This window comes from Collinsella aerofaciens, from assembly GCF_019131995.1.
In the GTDB taxonomy this organism is placed as follows: Bacteria; Actinomycetota; Coriobacteriia; order Coriobacteriales; family Coriobacteriaceae; genus Collinsella; species Collinsella aerofaciens_S.
In genome coordinates, this window is the sequence record NZ_JAHONA010000002.1 from 37,433 (window position 1) to 52,564 (window position 15,132).

At 59.8% G+C, this 15,132-nt stretch carries 15 protein-coding genes and 5 tRNA genes; 16 read left to right on the top strand and 4 right to left on the bottom strand.

The features are described from left to right. Positions 1 to 240 precede the first annotated feature (240 nt). The 7 genes from KSY82_RS00780 (at position 241) to typA (ending at position 4,026) form a co-directional block, all read left to right on the top strand. Positions 241 to 317, top strand: a tRNA-Ile gene (locus tag KSY82_RS00780). A gap of 67 nt (positions 318 to 384) precedes the next feature. After that, positions 385 to 460: transfer RNA gene (locus tag KSY82_RS00785), tRNA-Ala, on the top strand. Positions 461 to 464: 4 nt separating this feature from the next. Continuing rightward, positions 465 to 541, top strand: a tRNA-Ile gene (locus KSY82_RS00790). 158 nt (positions 542 to 699) lie between these two features. Further along, positions 700 to 1,200, top strand: a complete 501-nt coding sequence (locus tag KSY82_RS00795; RefSeq protein ID WP_217749875.1) for a bifunctional nuclease family protein — start codon at positions 700 to 702, stop codon at positions 1,198 to 1,200. Between the two features lie 18 nt (positions 1,201 to 1,218). Continuing rightward, the gene (locus tag KSY82_RS00800) at positions 1,219 to 1,590 is read left to right on the top strand and encodes a hypothetical protein (RefSeq protein ID WP_217749876.1); all 372 of its coding nucleotides are present in this window, start codon (positions 1,219 to 1,221) and stop codon (positions 1,588 to 1,590) included. Positions 1,591 to 1,620: 30 nt separating this feature from the next. Then, positions 1,621 to 2,070 (top strand): hypothetical protein, encoded by a 450-nt coding sequence (locus KSY82_RS00805; RefSeq protein WP_089572580.1) that lies wholly within the window; start codon positions 1,621 to 1,623, stop codon positions 2,068 to 2,070. Positions 2,071 to 2,187: 117 nt separating this feature from the next. After that, positions 2,188 to 4,026 (top strand): translational GTPase TypA, encoded by a 1,839-nt coding sequence (typA, locus tag KSY82_RS00810; protein ID WP_217749877.1) that lies wholly within the window; start codon positions 2,188 to 2,190, stop codon positions 4,024 to 4,026. A gap of 128 nt (positions 4,027 to 4,154) precedes the next feature. Here typA and KSY82_RS00815 read toward each other — a convergent pair whose 3' ends face one another. Beyond that, positions 4,155 to 5,300, bottom strand: coding sequence for a bactofilin family protein (locus KSY82_RS00815; RefSeq protein ID WP_138113613.1), 1,146 nt, complete (start codon positions 5,298 to 5,300; stop codon positions 4,155 to 4,157). Between the two features lie 106 nt (positions 5,301 to 5,406). After that, the gene (locus KSY82_RS00820) at positions 5,407 to 6,096 is read right to left on the bottom strand and encodes a trimeric intracellular cation channel family protein (protein ID WP_254881646.1); all 690 of its coding nucleotides are present in this window, start codon (positions 6,094 to 6,096) and stop codon (positions 5,407 to 5,409) included. Between the two features lie 304 nt (positions 6,097 to 6,400). Between KSY82_RS00820 and KSY82_RS00825 the strand changes: the two genes are divergently transcribed. Further along, complete coding sequence (locus KSY82_RS00825; RefSeq protein WP_217749878.1) at positions 6,401 to 7,408, top strand: putative endonuclease domain-containing protein; 1,008 nt, start codon at positions 6,401 to 6,403, stop codon at positions 7,406 to 7,408. A gap of 159 nt (positions 7,409 to 7,567) precedes the next feature. On the opposite strand, the gene KSY82_RS00830 is transcribed toward KSY82_RS00825, so the two are convergent. Both KSY82_RS00830 and KSY82_RS00835 read right to left on the bottom strand, forming a co-directional pair. Then, positions 7,568 to 7,658: transfer RNA gene (locus KSY82_RS00830), tRNA-Ser, on the bottom strand. 48 nt (positions 7,659 to 7,706) lie between these two features. Further along, positions 7,707 to 7,797: transfer RNA gene (locus tag KSY82_RS00835), tRNA-Ser, on the bottom strand. Between the two features lie 504 nt (positions 7,798 to 8,301). On the opposite strand from KSY82_RS00835, the gene rpsF reads away from it, so the two are divergent. From rpsF to KSY82_RS00875, 8 genes are all read left to right on the top strand, one after another. Continuing rightward, positions 8,302 to 8,595: a 30S ribosomal protein S6 gene (gene rpsF, locus KSY82_RS00840; protein ID WP_006235831.1), complete on the top strand. Its 294-nt coding sequence runs from the start codon at positions 8,302 to 8,304 to the stop codon at positions 8,593 to 8,595. 48 nt (positions 8,596 to 8,643) lie between these two features. Next, on the top strand, positions 8,644 to 9,096 hold the full coding sequence (locus KSY82_RS00845; protein ID WP_006235830.1) for a single-stranded DNA-binding protein: 453 nt from the start codon (positions 8,644 to 8,646) through the stop codon (positions 9,094 to 9,096). Positions 9,097 to 9,168: 72 nt separating this feature from the next. Continuing rightward, on the top strand, positions 9,169 to 9,435 hold the full coding sequence (gene rpsR / locus KSY82_RS00850; protein WP_006235829.1) for a 30S ribosomal protein S18: 267 nt from the start codon (positions 9,169 to 9,171) through the stop codon (positions 9,433 to 9,435). 15 nt (positions 9,436 to 9,450) lie between these two features. Further along, entirely contained in the window at positions 9,451 to 9,990 is a 540-nt protein-coding gene (gene rplI, locus KSY82_RS00855) for a 50S ribosomal protein L9 (RefSeq protein WP_215673713.1), read from the top strand. 218 nt (positions 9,991 to 10,208) lie between these two features. Further along, positions 10,209 to 11,606: a replicative DNA helicase gene (gene dnaB, locus KSY82_RS00860; RefSeq protein ID WP_217749935.1), complete on the top strand. Its 1,398-nt coding sequence runs from the start codon at positions 10,209 to 10,211 to the stop codon at positions 11,604 to 11,606. Positions 11,607 to 11,699: 93 nt separating this feature from the next. After that, entirely contained in the window at positions 11,700 to 12,986 is a 1,287-nt protein-coding gene (locus KSY82_RS00865; protein WP_161160904.1) for an adenylosuccinate synthase, read from the top strand. 118 nt (positions 12,987 to 13,104) lie between these two features. Next, positions 13,105 to 14,409, top strand: coding sequence for a phosphoribosylamine--glycine ligase (purD, locus tag KSY82_RS00870; protein WP_217749879.1), 1,305 nt, complete (start codon positions 13,105 to 13,107; stop codon positions 14,407 to 14,409). 21 nt (positions 14,410 to 14,430) lie between these two features. After that, positions 14,431 to 15,126 (top strand): NUDIX domain-containing protein, encoded by a 696-nt coding sequence (locus KSY82_RS00875; RefSeq protein ID WP_217749880.1) that lies wholly within the window; start codon positions 14,431 to 14,433, stop codon positions 15,124 to 15,126. Positions 15,127 to 15,132 lie beyond the last annotated feature (6 nt).

The window sequence follows — 15,132 nt, forward strand, 5'->3', positions numbered from 1 at the left end:
CGACCGCTTTTTCGAAAACCTTGGGACTCGCGTTCGCCCCGGTCGCACGGCGGCATGTGAAGTCGATCGCGAGTTCCGCACGAGCCAGAGAGCACTTAATGTGCTCTCTGTGCGAGTCAGGACTGTCCGAGCAGGCGACTTCACATGCCGCCGTGCGACCGGGGCGAACACACTTCAAAGATTTTCAAAAAAGTTGTTGACGCGCGCGTAACGACTCGTCTAATATATCCCTTGCGCGATGGACCTGTAGCTCAGTTGGTTAGAGCGTCCGGCTGATAACCGGGAGGTCACAAGTTCGAATCTTGTCAGGTCCACCACTTTCTTTCGCAATAAACACCCCAGCGAGAGCCGAGTCGCCGCTGGGGTGTTTATTACTGTCTCCGTGGGGGTTTAGCTCAGCTGGGAGAGCGCGGGCTTTGCAAGCCTGAGGTCAGGGGTTCGATCCCCCTAACCTCCACCATGATGGACCTGTAGCTCAGTTGGTTAGAGCGTCCGGCTGATAACCGGGAGGTCACAAGTTCGAATCTTGTCAGGTCCACCATCAAAACTGTGAAGAGCCCTGGGGCGTTGCCTCGGGGCTTTTTTCTTGTCTGCGATAAATCTCATTTTGGTTTTGTGTGCTGTGCGAAAGATTGGGTAGTATAGCTATTCAATGCGGCGGGCTGCCGCGTGTTAACCGCTACGTACCGGAGGTGTTCCATGGTTCGTGTCGACATAGAGACCATCGTCATGGCCGCCGGTCCCGTGCCATCGCTTATTGTGCTTCGTGAGCGCTGCAGCAAGTCGGACTCGCCCGCGCCGTTGCGTTCCCTTTCCATTCAGACTGGTTCGTTTGAAGCTGCTGCCATTAGCCGCGGCATCGATAGCGGCCGCGCCGAGCGCCCGATTACCCATGACCTGCTGCTCGATACTGTTAGCGCCCTGGGCGCCAAGCTCGAGCGCATCGAGATCGTTCGCGCCGAGCCGCCGGTGTTCTACGCGACGATCGTCGTGCTGGCCGATGGTGACGAGCTCAAGATTGACGCCCGCCCCAGTGATGCCATTGCCCTTGCCGTGCGCAGCAATGCCCCCATGTTTGTGGAGGACGACATCATGAATCGCCTGGGCACCGTTTTTGCCCATGCCGAGGAAGTTGACGACGAGCAGGAGTTCGAGAAGTTCGACGAGTTCGTCCACACACTCTCCCCCGATGACTTCTAAATGCGGGGCGGCCAGGATGTGGAGCGTTCGCTGATGGCCGGCGGTATGTCGGCTGAGGCGGCGGCCATTGCCCGCGAGGCCCAGATGCGCTCGGAGGCTTCTGAGGCGGCTCGCATTGCCTATGTGACGCAGGCCTGCACGCTTCGCGAGCGCCGCGGCTCGTTTATCAAGATGGTTGTCGTCTCCGTCCTTGTCGCGGCAATCTGCTCGCGCCTTCGTGGTACAGTTGGTGCGCTTGGGTTTTCGATCTCTACGGGCCTTGTGATCTGGGGTGTGGTCGATGCGGTAATGCTGACCAGTCAGATCAAGGTGCTCGACAAGCGCGCAGCGGACATGATGCGCGCCCGCGACGCTGCCGCCAGGATCGCCGCCGAGGCACAAGAACTGTAACGACGCCAGACTCGATGGGAAGGTCTAAAGATGGCACAGGATATGCAGGACGCCGGTAACGTCTCCGCCGAGCTCGACGCCATGGTGTGCGATCTGATCGGCGCGTTCTTGGACGACCTTGCCGCCGGTGAAAACCCTGGCGTGGTCGTGGCAATTGAGGACGCCGCTTCCAACCGTTATCTGGCGGCGCTCGATGAGGATGGCGAAGAGGCGTGCCTCGAGGCGGCCACCAACTTTATCTCCGAGCACAAGATGGGTCTTAAGGACGAGGGCCTGGGCCGTATCGCTCGCTATGCCATCGGCTACACCGGCTGCGTCGAGATTGACGGCGGCTATCACGATGCTCTGCTCGTGAGCTTCTTCGAAACCACGCTCGAGAGTGGTTTTTCGGCATACGTGCTGTATGAGGGCATGGGCGCCGGCGATGGTTTTATGTGGAGCGACCCTGAACCTGCAGGTGAGGAAACCCCTCTCATCTAAAATCGCTAAAATAAACGAGTTTTCGGTAAAAGGCTCAATATTCCCGCTGAGCGTTGTATCGCTGGGCGGGCCGCATACGCGTGCCGGTTGTATATAGATAGAAGATAGGGGAACTACATGCGCGTAGACAATCTGAGGAACATCGCCATCATCGCTCACGTCGACCACGGCAAGACGACGATGGTCGACAAGCTCCTGCGTGCCACGGACGCCTTCCGTGCCAACCAGCAGGTCGAGGACCGCGTCCTGGATTCCAACGACCAGGAGCGCGAGCGCGGCATTACGATTCTCGCCAAGAACATCTCTATCGAGTACAAGGACGTCAAGATCAACGTCATCGACACCCCGGGCCACGCCGACTTTGGCGGCGAGGTCGAGCGCGTGCTGCGTATGGCCGACGGCGCCCTGCTGCTGGTCGACGCTTTTGAGGGCCCCATGCCCCAGACCCGCTTCGTGCTGCGTCACGCTATCGACACCGGTCTTAAGATCATGATCGTCATCAACAAGATCGACCGTCCGGGTGCCAACCCCGAGAAGGCCTACAACGACTGCCTCGACCTTATGGCCGACCTGGGCGCTACCGACGACCAGCTTGAGTTCGCCATGGAGCACGTGGTCTACGCCAGCGCCATGAATGGCTTTGCCCGCCTTGACCCCAACGACGGCAACATGGACATGTATCCGCTGCTCGATATGATCATCGACGACATGCCCGCGCCCGAGGTTGACGAGAACGCCCCGCTGGCCATGCAGTGCGTGACCATCGACCACTCCAACTTCGTTGGCCGTATCGGCATCGGTCGCGTGTACTCCGGCACCATCCACCAGGGCGACCAGATCCAGGTTGTCAAGAATGACGGTTCCAGCGCCACCGCTACCGTCAAGCAGCTCTTTACCTTCGACTACCTGGGCCGCACCGAGTGCCAGGAAGTCGGCGCCGGTGACATCGCCGCCGTCGTGGGCATCGATCGCACCGATATCGGCGATGTCTACACCGACCCCGAGAACCCCGTTGAACTCGAGCCCATCGAGATCGACCCGCCGACCCTGTCCATCGTCTTTGAGGCTTCGACCTCTCCGCTCGTCGGCCGTGACGGCGACATCGTGGGTGCCCGTCAGCTCAAGGAGCGCCTGTTCAACGAGGCCGAGAACAACGTGACCATGAAGATCGAGGAGCTCGAGGACAAGAGCGGCGTCGAGGTCTCTGGCCGCGGCATCCTGCACCTGTCCGTCCTGATGGAGTCCATGCGCCGCGAGGGCTTTGAGTTCCAGGTCGGCCGTCCCCGCGTTCTGTTTAAGAAGGACGAGAACGGCAACAAGATGGAGCCTGTCGAGCAGGCCGTCGTTGAGTGCCCGGACGAGTACTCGGGCAAGGTCGTTGAGGTCTTCGGTACCTCCGGTGGCATCATGACGAGCATGGATACCTCGGGTATCGTGACGCACCTCGAGTTTAAGATCCCGACCCGCGGCATCATGGGCCTTAAGAACCGCATCATGAACGTCACCCACGGCGAGGGCGTGTTCTACCACACCTTCCTGGAGTACGGTCCCTACGCCGGCGAGATCGGCAACCGTCAGAACGGCGCAATGATCTCCATGACCACCGAGAAGGCCGTTGCCTATGCTCTGGGTACGCTGCAGGAGCGCGGCCAGCTTTTTGTTGAGCCGGGCACCGAGTGCTACGAGGGCATGATCGTGGGCGAGCGCAGCAAGGCTGGCGACATGGTCGTCAACATCGCCCGTACCAAGAACCTGGGCAACCAGCGTTCCTCGACCTCCGATATCTCCGTTCAGCTGGTGCCGCCCCGCACCTTCTCGCTGGAGGAGGCGCTGGAGTACATCGCCGACGACGAGCTGGTTGAGATTACCCCCAAGAACATCCGCCTGCGCAAGCGCCTGCTCAACGCCACCGACCGCAAGAAGGCCGCCGTCCGCGCCGGCCAGGTCAACAAATAAGCGCTGGACTTTATAGCGTCTAACAAGAAAGGGCGTCGACCGTAATGGTCGGCGCCCTTTTTGTGCATAGGGACTGAGCTGGTCTGCACCACCACAAAGGTGCCTGGTCCCTTTGTGGTGGTTGGCGGCTAAGCGGTGGGGAGTCCTGGCGTGTTAGCCGGCTGCTGCGGCTTGACGCGGGCGTTGCGCCAGATGATTTGGATGATGTAACCGAGCATAAAGACAAAGGCCACGCCGCTGATGAAGTCACCTACGAGGGGAAGCCCCGTGAGGGCGCCTGCGATTACGCCGCCCACGGCTGCCATGGCGTAGCGGTTTTGGTTGTGTCCAACCATGCGGGCGATCGCGCACCCCGCAAAGGCACTCGACATCAACGCGATGCCGATAACGCCGCACAAGAGGGTTCCGGCAAGCGACAGACCAGCGATAGAGATAATCAGCAGTAGGACGGCGGGGACGATAGCAATCGTGCCCAGAAGACCGCTCACCCACAGGGGCATGGAGCGCTGGTGGAGCATGCCGGCGGCGCTGGCGGTCGCGCGCGGAAAGATGAGCTCGAGCAGCAGAGCGACAAAGCAGGTCGAGAGTGCCGCGGCGACGATACCGCCGATGACATCGTTAACGGTGGAAGTATCCTCGTTCTCGGTGCGGTCGATCTTGAGCGCACCGACCTCGGCTCCCGCGGCGCGCTCGGGGTCCTCGGAGACGTGCGCGTTCACGGTGCCGGTGATGTGGGCGTTCTTGCCCAGGATGAGCTTGTCGGCCCAAACCTCGACATCGCCCTTGACGGTGCCATCGATGGTCACCGTGTCGCCCGCAAGCGCTGCCGACTTGGTGGAGCCTCGCAGGGCAACCGTCTCGCCTATCGCGTAGAAACAGTTGGCGGTGCTGTCGGAATTGAGCACGACATGCTGGCCAGCGACGGTCACGCTGCCATCAACCGTGGTCTTGGCAATGTCGATGGTGCGTGCCGCCAGACGGACGGCGCCGCCCACTGTGCAGTCACGGATCGAGAGGGTATCGCCCGCGGCGATGATATCGCGGCCGATGGACACATCATCCAAGTTGAGGGCCTGACCTGCCCAGTACAGGTCACCTTCGACGCCGGACGGATTGGCGTCATTGTCGGTCGCAAGTACGTTTCCTGCGGTGTCCGTGCCGGCGAACGACGCCGTGGGAAGCACGGTGATCGCCAGCGCGATGAGCGCGAATAGGATGGTGATGCGGCCCCATGCTTTACGGCGCTGGGTCAACGGGAGTTGATTGCAGGGCATAGTGAATCCTTCGTTAGATACTCGGCATATACCTAACAGGGTACCCAACGCGTGGGCGCTCTAAAAGAACCTCTCGGTTGCATTTCGAAGGATGAGCCCGCGCTACCTACTTTTTGCGATGCAAAAAGCGTGCGATGTCATCCTCGGTGGGGCTTTTGATATCAAAGCGCAGCGACAGCCAGCGTAGTCCCATGGTCACCACGACGCAAACGACCAGTGCGACGACATTGCTGACCAAGCCGCTCATGACAAGGCAAACATAGCTTGCCGATCCGGCGATGGCCGCGATGGCATAGAAGTTGGTGCGCTGGAAGATACCCGGCACCACACCCATAAAACCATCTCGCAGCATGCCGCCGCCCACCGCGGTAAAAAAGCCCATCATGATGCACACCGCCGGCGCAAAGCCGTAGACCAGCGCCTTGTCTGCGCCGGTTGCCGCATAAATACCCACCGAGATGATATCGAGCAGGGGAATGAGCTTTTCGGGTTTGTCGACGATTGCCGGGAAAATGTAGATGATGGCTGCCGTGGCAATGGAAAGCGGCAGCGCCATTGGCTGGTTGAGGATGTAGACGTTGCCTACCTGCAGCGTCATATCGCGCAAAAGACCGCCGCCCAGACCGCAGACCACCGCGAGCGCAACTGCACCCACCAGGTCGAGTTTGTGCTCGCGCGCAACCAGCACACCCGAGATCGATGCAGCGACAACAGCGAACATCTCGAGCCAAAACGGAATAGCGACCATGGCATCCGAGGCATGTGAGGTAATGGTTATGGCGGCGGCGACGGGCAAGATGGGGTCCTTTGGATTGTGGGTTTAGACAATGCCCGTACATAGTACATGTTCGGCGCCGATTGCGATCCTATTGCTCGGCAAACGGTCGGGACTGGATGCTGACATGGCATTGCTGGAATGCCAGGGATCCAAAACATGTACGTCACCCTCCAAAAACGGCATTTTTCGACATCTTTGGAGGAGGACGTACATGTTTGGATTGAGCTCACAGCATGAGTGAGTTGATTTACTCACATCCGGTATATTTCCCCACTTCAACGGACATAAGAGTTGGATACCGGCTCAGAGCGAGAGGCCCTCAATGGATACCCCTGTTCTCATTTCGCATAAAACCGCATGGCTTGTCCATCATGCACCCCAGAATTTGGTTCAGTCTCTTGCGCGGCACGACTACCAGATAGGCGCACAAGGCATCTCCACCCAGCAACGTGTTGCGCGCATACGACAGGCCCTTACCGACTGCGGCATTCCGTCCGATATACTTAAGACTATCGATATCGCGGTTGTATTCGAATTTGAGCGAATTCGTACCAAAGGCGTCGTTTGCCACATTCTTGGACAAAATCTTCCCTACGAGCATATTAACGAGTTGACGCCCGGAATCTTCATCACCGACGAAGCCTTCGCCTTCGTGCTCGCTGCCGAGTGGATGGATAAGATCGAATATCTCGAATATGGCTATGAAGTTTGCGGCGATTATCGCATGAGGCTCAATCCCGCCGACCCTTATACCGAGCAACCAGCCACCACCTCCAAGGATGAAATAACCGAACTGCTCGATCGGCACCCCGGCAAACCCGGTGCCACACGTGCACGGCTCGCGCTCAGGCACATCTACGATCGCTCGGCCTCGCCTATGGAGACCGCTTCGGCAATCGCCCTCTCGCTCCCAACAAGCGAAGGCGGCGTTGGCATCCGAGGTGTCGAACTCAACAAACCGCTCGAGATCCCTCAACGTCTCTGGCATTGCGCCAAAGCTCGAACGCTCAAAATCGATGCGCTCGTGACCTATAAGCGCAGGGCGCTCGGTATCGAATATAAGGGCGGTTTTCACGATGAGCTCGAGCGCAAGGGAGCAGATGCGGAGCGAGAGGCCGTTCTCTCCCAAATGGGATATCGAATCGTTACGCTCACTTCGGCTCAGTTCGGCAGCCAGCTCGCCTTTCACCGCGCCATGAACAACATTCGCGAAGCACTCGGCATGCCTCGCTGTACCGACACCGGGTACCAGAGAAAACAAAACGAACTACGCAAGGCACTTATCCGCAACTGGAAAAGCATACGAGACGAGGAGGCACCTTCCGAATAGCGCCGCTCCCGTGAGCTCAATCCAAACGTGTACGTCAGCCTCCAAAGATGTCGAAAAATGTCGTTTTTTGAGGCTGACGTACATGTTTGGGGAAGCGTGGGATCGAGACGTATTTCGATAAAAAAAAGCTCCCATTCTTGGGAGCTTTCTCAACCAAAATGGCGGAGGAGGAGGGATTCGAACCCTCGTGACCTTATACAGGCCAAACGGTTTTCGAGACCGCCGCATTCAACCACTCTGCCACCCCTCCGCGTGGGGTAAAAACAAAGCAGGCTCAAAGGCCTGCTTTGGAATTAACTGGCGGAGAGTCAGGGATTTGAACCCTGGAGACGCTTTTGACGCCTACACGATTTCCAATCGTGCTCCTTCGGCCACTCGGACAACTCTCCGTTAAATGCGAAAGTTAGTATACACGAGGAATCGCAAGGTGCAAGCCGAAAACTTAGCATTTTTTAAAACGCTTGGCCGCACTTGGCGTTGCAGTGGGGTTTGAGGTGCCAAAAAACGGCTTCCGACCAGCGTGGTTGATCAACTCAATTGTTCAAAAAGGGTATTCATAAGCGACTTGGCAATGAATTTAAAAATCTTTGATTGGTGCTGTGGGCCACTGGTATGCATTTTGCGACCACAGCCTTGTGCCCGTTGACCTGCGGCTTGGCTCAGCTTGTCCCCGCGGCACCGTATCTTGTCCACAAATCCGTCAAGCATTTGGTCGGCATTTGGTTGGAATGCGCATGAAACACCGTGCGAGTATGGGCATATGTGGAGGTCATGAGGTTGTAGCTGCATATTCTTGCAGCCTAGGAGGTTGAAAGATATTATTACCAAGTCTTTTCCTGCTTCAGGCGCACCTTCACGACCTGAAGCCACATTTGCCCAGAGGAGGTGACAATATGAAGGCTTATGAACTGCTGTTCTTTGTTGACCCGTCGCTCGACCCCGAGACTCGTCTCGCTGTTATGAAGCGTATCGATACCACGATCGCTGAGGGCGCTGGCAAGGTCGACTCCGTTGACGAGTGGGGCAAGCGCAAGCTCGCCTACGAGATCAACGACCTCACCGATGGTGACTACACCCTCATCAACTTCCACGCAGATCCTACCCAGATCGCCGAGCTTGATCGCGTCCTGCGCATCACCGACGCTGTGGTCCGCCACATGATCGTCCGTCGCGACGACCAGGAGTAAGACTGTCGTTTTGGACTGGGCTTGTGCCCCAAGAGGAAGTAGTGAGTTATGAGCATCAATCGAGTGAACATCACCGGTAACCTCACCCGCGATCCCGAGCTGCGCGCCACCGCCGGCGGAACCCAGGTTCTGTCCTTTGGCGTCGCCGTGAACGATCGTCGCCGCAACGCGCAGACTGGCGAGTGGGAGGACTATCCCAACTTTGTCGACTGCACCATGTTCGGCACCCGCGCCGAGGCCGTGAGCCGTTTCCTGGCAAAGGGAAACAAGGTCGCGATCGAGGGCAAGCTGCGCTACAGCTCTTGGGAGCGCGACGGCCAGCGCCGGAGCAAGCTTGAGGTCATCGTCGATGAGATCGAGTTTATGAGCTCCCGTGGTGGTCAGGGTGGCTACGATCAGGGCGGTTACGCCCCCGCAGCTCCCGCGCCTGCAGCACGTCCCGCCGCACCGGTGGCTACGCCGCCCGCGGTCGACGTCTACGATGAGGACATCCCGTTCTAAGGGTTGTTCACCTATTTTTGAGTGAGAGGCGGCTTCGGTTCGCCGAAGTTGCCAAACGAAAGGTATTTTGACATGGCTAATGATTTTTCTGCACGTCAGCCGCGTCGTAAGTACTGCCAGTTCTGCAAGGAGAACACTGAGTTCATCGACTATAAGGACACTCAGCTTCTCCGTAAGTACATGACCGACCGTGGCAAGATCAAGCCCCGTCGCGTCACTGGCGCTTGCACGCAGCATCAGCATGACATCGCCAACGCCATCAAGCGCGCCCGCGAGATGGCTCTCCTGCCGTACACCGTCCCCGTGGTTTCCTCTCGTGGCAACCGCGACCGCGGCTAAGAAGGGAGACGCATCATGAAGGTTATTCTTCTCGATGAGATCAAGGGCAAGGGCGGCGAGGGTGACGTCGTAGAGGTCGCTCAGGGTTACGCTGAGAACTTCCTGTTCCCCAAGAAGCTCGCTGTTGCCGCCACCAAGGGCAACCTCAAGCAGCTTGACGAGCGTCGCAACAACATCGCCAAGCGCGAGGCCGTCCGTCTGGCTACCGCCAACGAGACCAAGGCTGCCTTCGAGGGCAAGACGGTCACCGTTGACGTCAAGGTCGGCGACGAGGGCATCCTCTTTGGCTCCGTTACCGCCGCCATGATCGCTGACGCCATCAAGGCTCAGCTCGGTATGGACATCGACCGCAAGCGCGTTGAGCTCGGTAAGCCCATCAAGGTTGCCGGCGCCCACACCGTTGCCATCTCGCTGTACCGCGAGATCAAGGCCGAGGTTGTCGTTCTCGTTGGCGTTACCGCCGAGGAGCTCGCTGCCGAGGCTGAGGCTGAGGAGACCGCTGAGGTCGCCGAGGCCGAGACCGCCGAGGTCGAGACTGAGGCTGCTGCCGAGTAGCATTTGCTGCAACGCAACAATCTTGTTCTAAGAAGGGCGCTCTGGGAGACCAGGGCGCCCTTTTGTTTTTTGCGCTGAGTGAGTGTCATGGTGAACGTTGCGTCGAAGTCCTATATACGGGACCGTTCATCCGTTTCGTTCGGTGATGATTGCCGGGGCGCGGCCCGTTTTGGGACTGTGGCTGATACTATGGATGCTCGCAAGCGATATGAATGAGGATGCTCATGGCATATGACGAAAGGGAGACGGGGCTGACGGTCGAGGACCGTGGCTCCAAGTTGGGTCTCCCTCAAAACCAAGATGCAGAGGCCAATGTACTGGCCGCCATGCTGCTGTCGCCCGAGGTGGTCGAGGAGGCCCAGGTCGAGCTGCAGCCCGATGACTTCTACCGACCCATTCATAAGACCATCTACACCGCGATGGTCGATATGTACAACAGCCGCATTCCCATCGACTCTATCTCGCTGATCGATTACCTGCGCAGCATCAACAAGCTTGATGCCGTGGGCGGCGAGGCCTACATTTTGGAGCTGATGGGTCAGACCCTGTCGCTCGTGAACTGGCAGCACCATGCCGCCATCGTCCGTCGCGACTCGATGCTGCGCGAGCTGATCGGTGCCACCAACGAGATCAACGCCCTGGCCTATAACGCCCCTACCGACACCAAAGAGGTCGTGGAGCTGGCCGAGAGCAAGCTGCTCAAGGTCACGGCGCGCGAGGTCAAGTCGAGCTATAAGACACTGACCGAGTTTATGGTCGAGGCCTATAACGAGGCCGAGGAAGTGTGTAAGGCCGGCGGACAGGCCGCGGGCGTGCCCACCGGCTTCCCGTCGCTCGACCGCATGCTCATGGGTTTCCGCGAGGGCCAGCTCATCATTATCGGCGCCCGCCCTGCCGTGGGTAAGACGTCGTTCGCTCTGAACTTGGCGCTGAATGCCGCCGCTGCGGGCTATACCGTCGGCTTCTTTTCGCTGGAGATGTCGGGCAAGGAAATTGCCCAGCGCCTGATTTGCGCCTACGCCATGATTTCAATCAGCGACTTCCGTACGGGCCGCATTAGTCCCGAACAGTGGGCCAATATCAACGAGGCCACGCAGACCTTGTCTAAGCTCGACATCCTGATTGACGATACGCCCGGCACCACGGTGACCGAGATCCGCGCCAAGAGCCGCCGCATGCTCCACAATAAGGAGAAGGCCATCATCATCCTGGACTACCTGCAGCTGGTGAGTCCTCCGCCGGGGCGTCGCTCCGAGAGCCGTACCGTCGAGGTCTCCGAGATGTCGCGTGGTTTAAAGATCATGGCCAAGGAGCTTAAGATTCCTTTGATCGCGCTGTCGCAGCTGTCGCGTCAGGTCGAGTCCCGTACCGGCAAGCGCCCGCAGCTGTCCGACCTGCGTGAATCGGGCTCCATCGAGCAGGACGCCGATATCGTTATGTTCTTGGACCGCTCCGCCGACGAGGCCGAAGCCTCGCGCGACGATCGACCCGACGAGGGCGTTACGCGTATCGTCGTGGCCAAGAACCGTTCGGGCCCGATCGGCGACGTCGACCTGATGTTCCTGCCGGCATCCACCAAGTTCTATGAGCTTGATGGGGCACATGCCGAGGAGTAGGACAGGCGCCCGTTGCACGGGTATACTGGGAATGTTTTGTGCTTCTGCGTGCCGGCGTGGCGCGTAGACAGTCCATGAATGTAAGGAGTAAACATGCCGTCAACCGTTTTGGTCGGTGCCCAGTGGGGCGATGAGGGCAAGGGTAAGATTTGCGACCTGGTCGCCGGCGACTTCGATGCCGTCGTGCGCTACTCGGGCGGCAACAACGCCGGCCACACCATCGTCGTCAACGGCAAGAAGTACGGCCTGCACCAGGTGCCCTCCGGCATCATGTATTCCGACCACGTGTCGGTGATCGGTAACGGCTGCGTCGTCAACCCCAAGGTTGTCCTTGAGGAGATCGACATGTTCGAGGCCGACGGCATCACCACCAAGAACCTCAAGATTAGCGGCAATGCGCATGTCATCATGCCGTACCACATCGATCTGGATGGCGCCTTTGAGCAGAAGCTCGGCAAGAAGAACATCGGTACCACCAAGCGCGGCATCGGTCCGTGCTATCAGGACAAGATGGCCCGCATTGGTCTGCGCATGCAGGACATGCTGGACGAGGCGCTGTTCCGCGACAAGCTGGAGACCGCTCTCGCCCGCGTGAACCCCGAGCTCGAGCTCATCTACAACCTGCCCACCTACACCGTGGACCAGATTTGCGACGAGTATCTGCCCATGGCCGAGCGCCTGCGCCCCTACATCACCGAGACGAGCCTGCTGCTCAACAACATGATCGATGAGGGCAAGAACCTGCTGTTTGAGGGTGCCCAGGCGACGCTGCTCGACATCGACCACGGAACCTATCCGTACGTGACGTCTTCCAACTGCACCGCCGGCGGCGCCATTACCGGCTCCGGCGTGGGTATGAAGAACGTCGACCGCGTGCTGGGCGTCATGAAGGCCTACATCACCCGCGTCGGTTCGGGCCCCATGCCCACCGAGCTTTCCTATGAGTCCGAGGCCGGCCACACGCTGACCGAGGAGGGCTATGAGTACGGCGTGACCACCGGTCGCCGTCGTCGCTGCGGCTGGTTCGACGGCCCTATCGCCAACTATGCCTCGCGCGTCAACGGCCTCACCGACATCGCCGTGACCAAGCTCGACGTGCTTTCGGCCTTCGACACCATCAAGGTGTGCGTGGCCTACGACGTCGACGGCGAGCGTTACACCAGCGTGCCCGAGCATCAGGTTCGTTTTGAGCACGCCAAGCCCATCTACGAGGAGCTCCCCGGCTGGAAGTGCGACATTACCGGCTGCCGCAGCTTTGACGAGCTGCCGCAGGAGGCGCAGGACTACGTGGCGTTTATCGAGGATCTGGCACACACCCGCGTGACGTTCATTGGCGTTGGCGCTGGTCGCGAGCAGATCATCAACCGATTCTGGAAGTAATCGGGACTATTTGGTTATTGCGATATACCCCTTTGCAGCCCAAGCGGGCGGCCGAGGGGTATATTTGCTTGCAAAGGGCTCGCGCGGAGCGGGCCGTTCATCCATAGAGGAGGCACCCTTGAAGGCGGACACTCAAACCATCGACATCCTGTTGTTGGGCAGCGGCGGCCGTGAGCATGCTTTGGCAGCTAAGCTCGCAGCATCACCGCGCGCCGGCAAGCTCTACATCGCGCCGGGCAACGGCGGCACCGCGAGCTGTGGCGAGAACGTTGTTCTCGACGACTGCGATCCTGCGGCCGTGGCGGCGTTTGCACAGAGCCACGGATGCGGACTCGTGGTAATTGGCCCCGAGGCTCCGCTCGTGGCGGGCGTGGCCGACGCCGTGCGCGCGGCGGGTATTCCTTGCTTTGGCCCGGGTGCCGAGGGTGCCCAGATGGAGGGTTCCAAGCTGTTCTCCAAGCAGCTCATGGAGCGTGCGGGCATTCCGACGGCAGCCTATGGTTCGTTTACCGACGAGGCTTCGGCTCTCGCCTACGTGCGCGAGCAGGGCGCTCCGCTGGTCGTGAAGGCCGACGGCCTTGCCGCGGGCAAGGGTGTTATCGTGGCGACCGAACTTGAGCAGGCCGAGGAGGCCGTGCGCGAGTGCTTTGGCGGCACCTTTGGCGATGCCGGCAGCACCGTGGTTATCGAGGAGATGCTCGTTGGTCCCGAGTGCTCGCTGCTGGCCTTTACCGACGGCAAGACCGTGCGCCCCATGGCTACCTCGCAGGACCACAAGCGCGCGCTCGAGGGCGACAAGGGCCCCAACACCGGCGGTATGGGCGTCTACAGCCCAGTGCCCATCGTGACCGACGAGGAGCACGCCACCATGGTGGCGGTCATGAAGCAGACCGTGGCCGAGCTCGCTGCCGAGGGTATCGACTACCGCGGCTGCCTGTATGGCGGCTTTATGCTCACCCCCGCCGGCCCCAAGGTACTGGAGTTCAACGCCCGCTTTGGTGATCCCGAGACTCAGGTCGTGCTGCCGCGCCTTAAGAACGACCTGGTCGAGGTTATGTTGGCTTGTGCCAACTGCGAGCTCGACCAGATTGAACTCGACTGGCGCGACGAGTGGGCCGTGGCCGTTGTCCTGACGAGCGCGGGCTATCCCGGCAGCTACGAGAAGGGCAAGGTCATCACCGGTATCGCCGATGCCGAGGCCATGGAGAACGTGACCGTGTACCACGCGGGCACTGCCGTGGTGGACGGCCAGCTCGTGACCAATGGTGGCCGCGTGCTTGCCGTGACCGCTCTGGGCGACACGTTCGAGAACGCTCGCAACCTTGCCTACGAGGCCTGCGAGAAGATTGATTTTGAGGGCAAGACCCTGCGTCACGACATCGGCCTGCGCGCGCTGCGCGGTCGCGACGCCTGGGATGCCTAAAATCCGAGAGGAATGAGACGGATGGACGAGAAGAACGAAGAGCTCGTGGACGCGCAGGTCGTCGAAGAGGACAGCCGCATGTATGGGCACGCCGAGGGCGAGCCTGGTGGCGAGGTCGCTGACGAGCCGGCACTGGTGCTGGGCGGCGACGACCCGCACGATGCCGAGCTGCACGAGAAGATTCTTTCGGAGGAGTGCGCCTGGAAGGGCAAGATCCTCGACGTCCACCGTCTTGAGGTTGAGCTGCCCAACGGTCGCCACAGCGCCCGCGATATCGTTCGCCATCCGGGTGCGGCGGCCGTTGTGGCACTGACCGAGAGCGGCAAGATCGTACTGGTGCGTCAGTACCGCACCGCCATCGACCGCGTGACGGTCGAGATTCCCGCCGGCAAGCTCGATCCAGGCGAGGACCCGCTCGATTGCGCCAAGCGCGAACTGCATGAGGAGACGGGCTTTAGGGCTGGTCGTATTCGCTTTTTGACGTCGATTGTCACGTCCTGCGGTTTTTGCGATGAGATTATTCATATCTACCTGGCCACCAAGCTCGAGTTCGACGCGCCCAACCCCGATGATGACGAGTTTGTCAACGTGGACCTGGTGCCGCTGCACGAGCTGATCGACGCCGTACTCGACGGCAAAATCGAAGACGCCAAGACCGTCGTAGGCGCCTTGGCCTGCGATAGCATCGCGCACCGCTTGGGTGGAACTGATCTTTAAAAGCGA

What these genes read in the sequence shown, in the direction of transcription:
- rpsR (WP_006235829.1), top strand. Translation starts at nt 9,169, where the DNA reads ATGGCTAATGATTTTTCTGCACGTCAGCCGCGTCGTAAGTACTGCCAG.
- rpsF (WP_006235831.1), top strand. Translation starts at nt 8,302, where the DNA reads ATGAAGGCTTATGAACTGCTGTTCTTTGTTGACCCGTCGCTCGACCCC.
- KSY82_RS00825 (WP_217749878.1), top strand. Translation starts at nt 6,401, where the DNA reads ATGGATACCCCTGTTCTCATTTCGCATAAAACCGCATGGCTTGTCCAT.
- typA (WP_217749877.1), top strand. Translation starts at nt 2,188, where the DNA reads ATGCGCGTAGACAATCTGAGGAACATCGCCATCATCGCTCACGTCGAC.
- KSY82_RS00865 (WP_161160904.1), top strand. Translation starts at nt 11,700, where the DNA reads ATGCCGTCAACCGTTTTGGTCGGTGCCCAGTGGGGCGATGAGGGCAAG.
- KSY82_RS00815 (WP_138113613.1), bottom strand. Translation starts at nt 5,300, where the DNA reads ATGCCCTGCAATCAACTCCCGTTGACCCAGCGCCGTAAAGCATGGGGC.
- rplI (WP_215673713.1), top strand. Translation starts at nt 9,451, where the DNA reads ATGAAGGTTATTCTTCTCGATGAGATCAAGGGCAAGGGCGGCGAGGGT.
- KSY82_RS00795 (WP_217749875.1), top strand. Translation starts at nt 700, where the DNA reads ATGGTTCGTGTCGACATAGAGACCATCGTCATGGCCGCCGGTCCCGTG.
- KSY82_RS00805 (WP_089572580.1), top strand. Translation starts at nt 1,621, where the DNA reads ATGGCACAGGATATGCAGGACGCCGGTAACGTCTCCGCCGAGCTCGAC.
- KSY82_RS00875 (WP_217749880.1), top strand. Translation starts at nt 14,431, where the DNA reads ATGGACGAGAAGAACGAAGAGCTCGTGGACGCGCAGGTCGTCGAAGAG.
- KSY82_RS00845 (WP_006235830.1), top strand. Translation starts at nt 8,644, where the DNA reads ATGAGCATCAATCGAGTGAACATCACCGGTAACCTCACCCGCGATCCC.
- dnaB (WP_217749935.1), top strand. Translation starts at nt 10,209, where the DNA reads ATGCTCATGGCATATGACGAAAGGGAGACGGGGCTGACGGTCGAGGAC.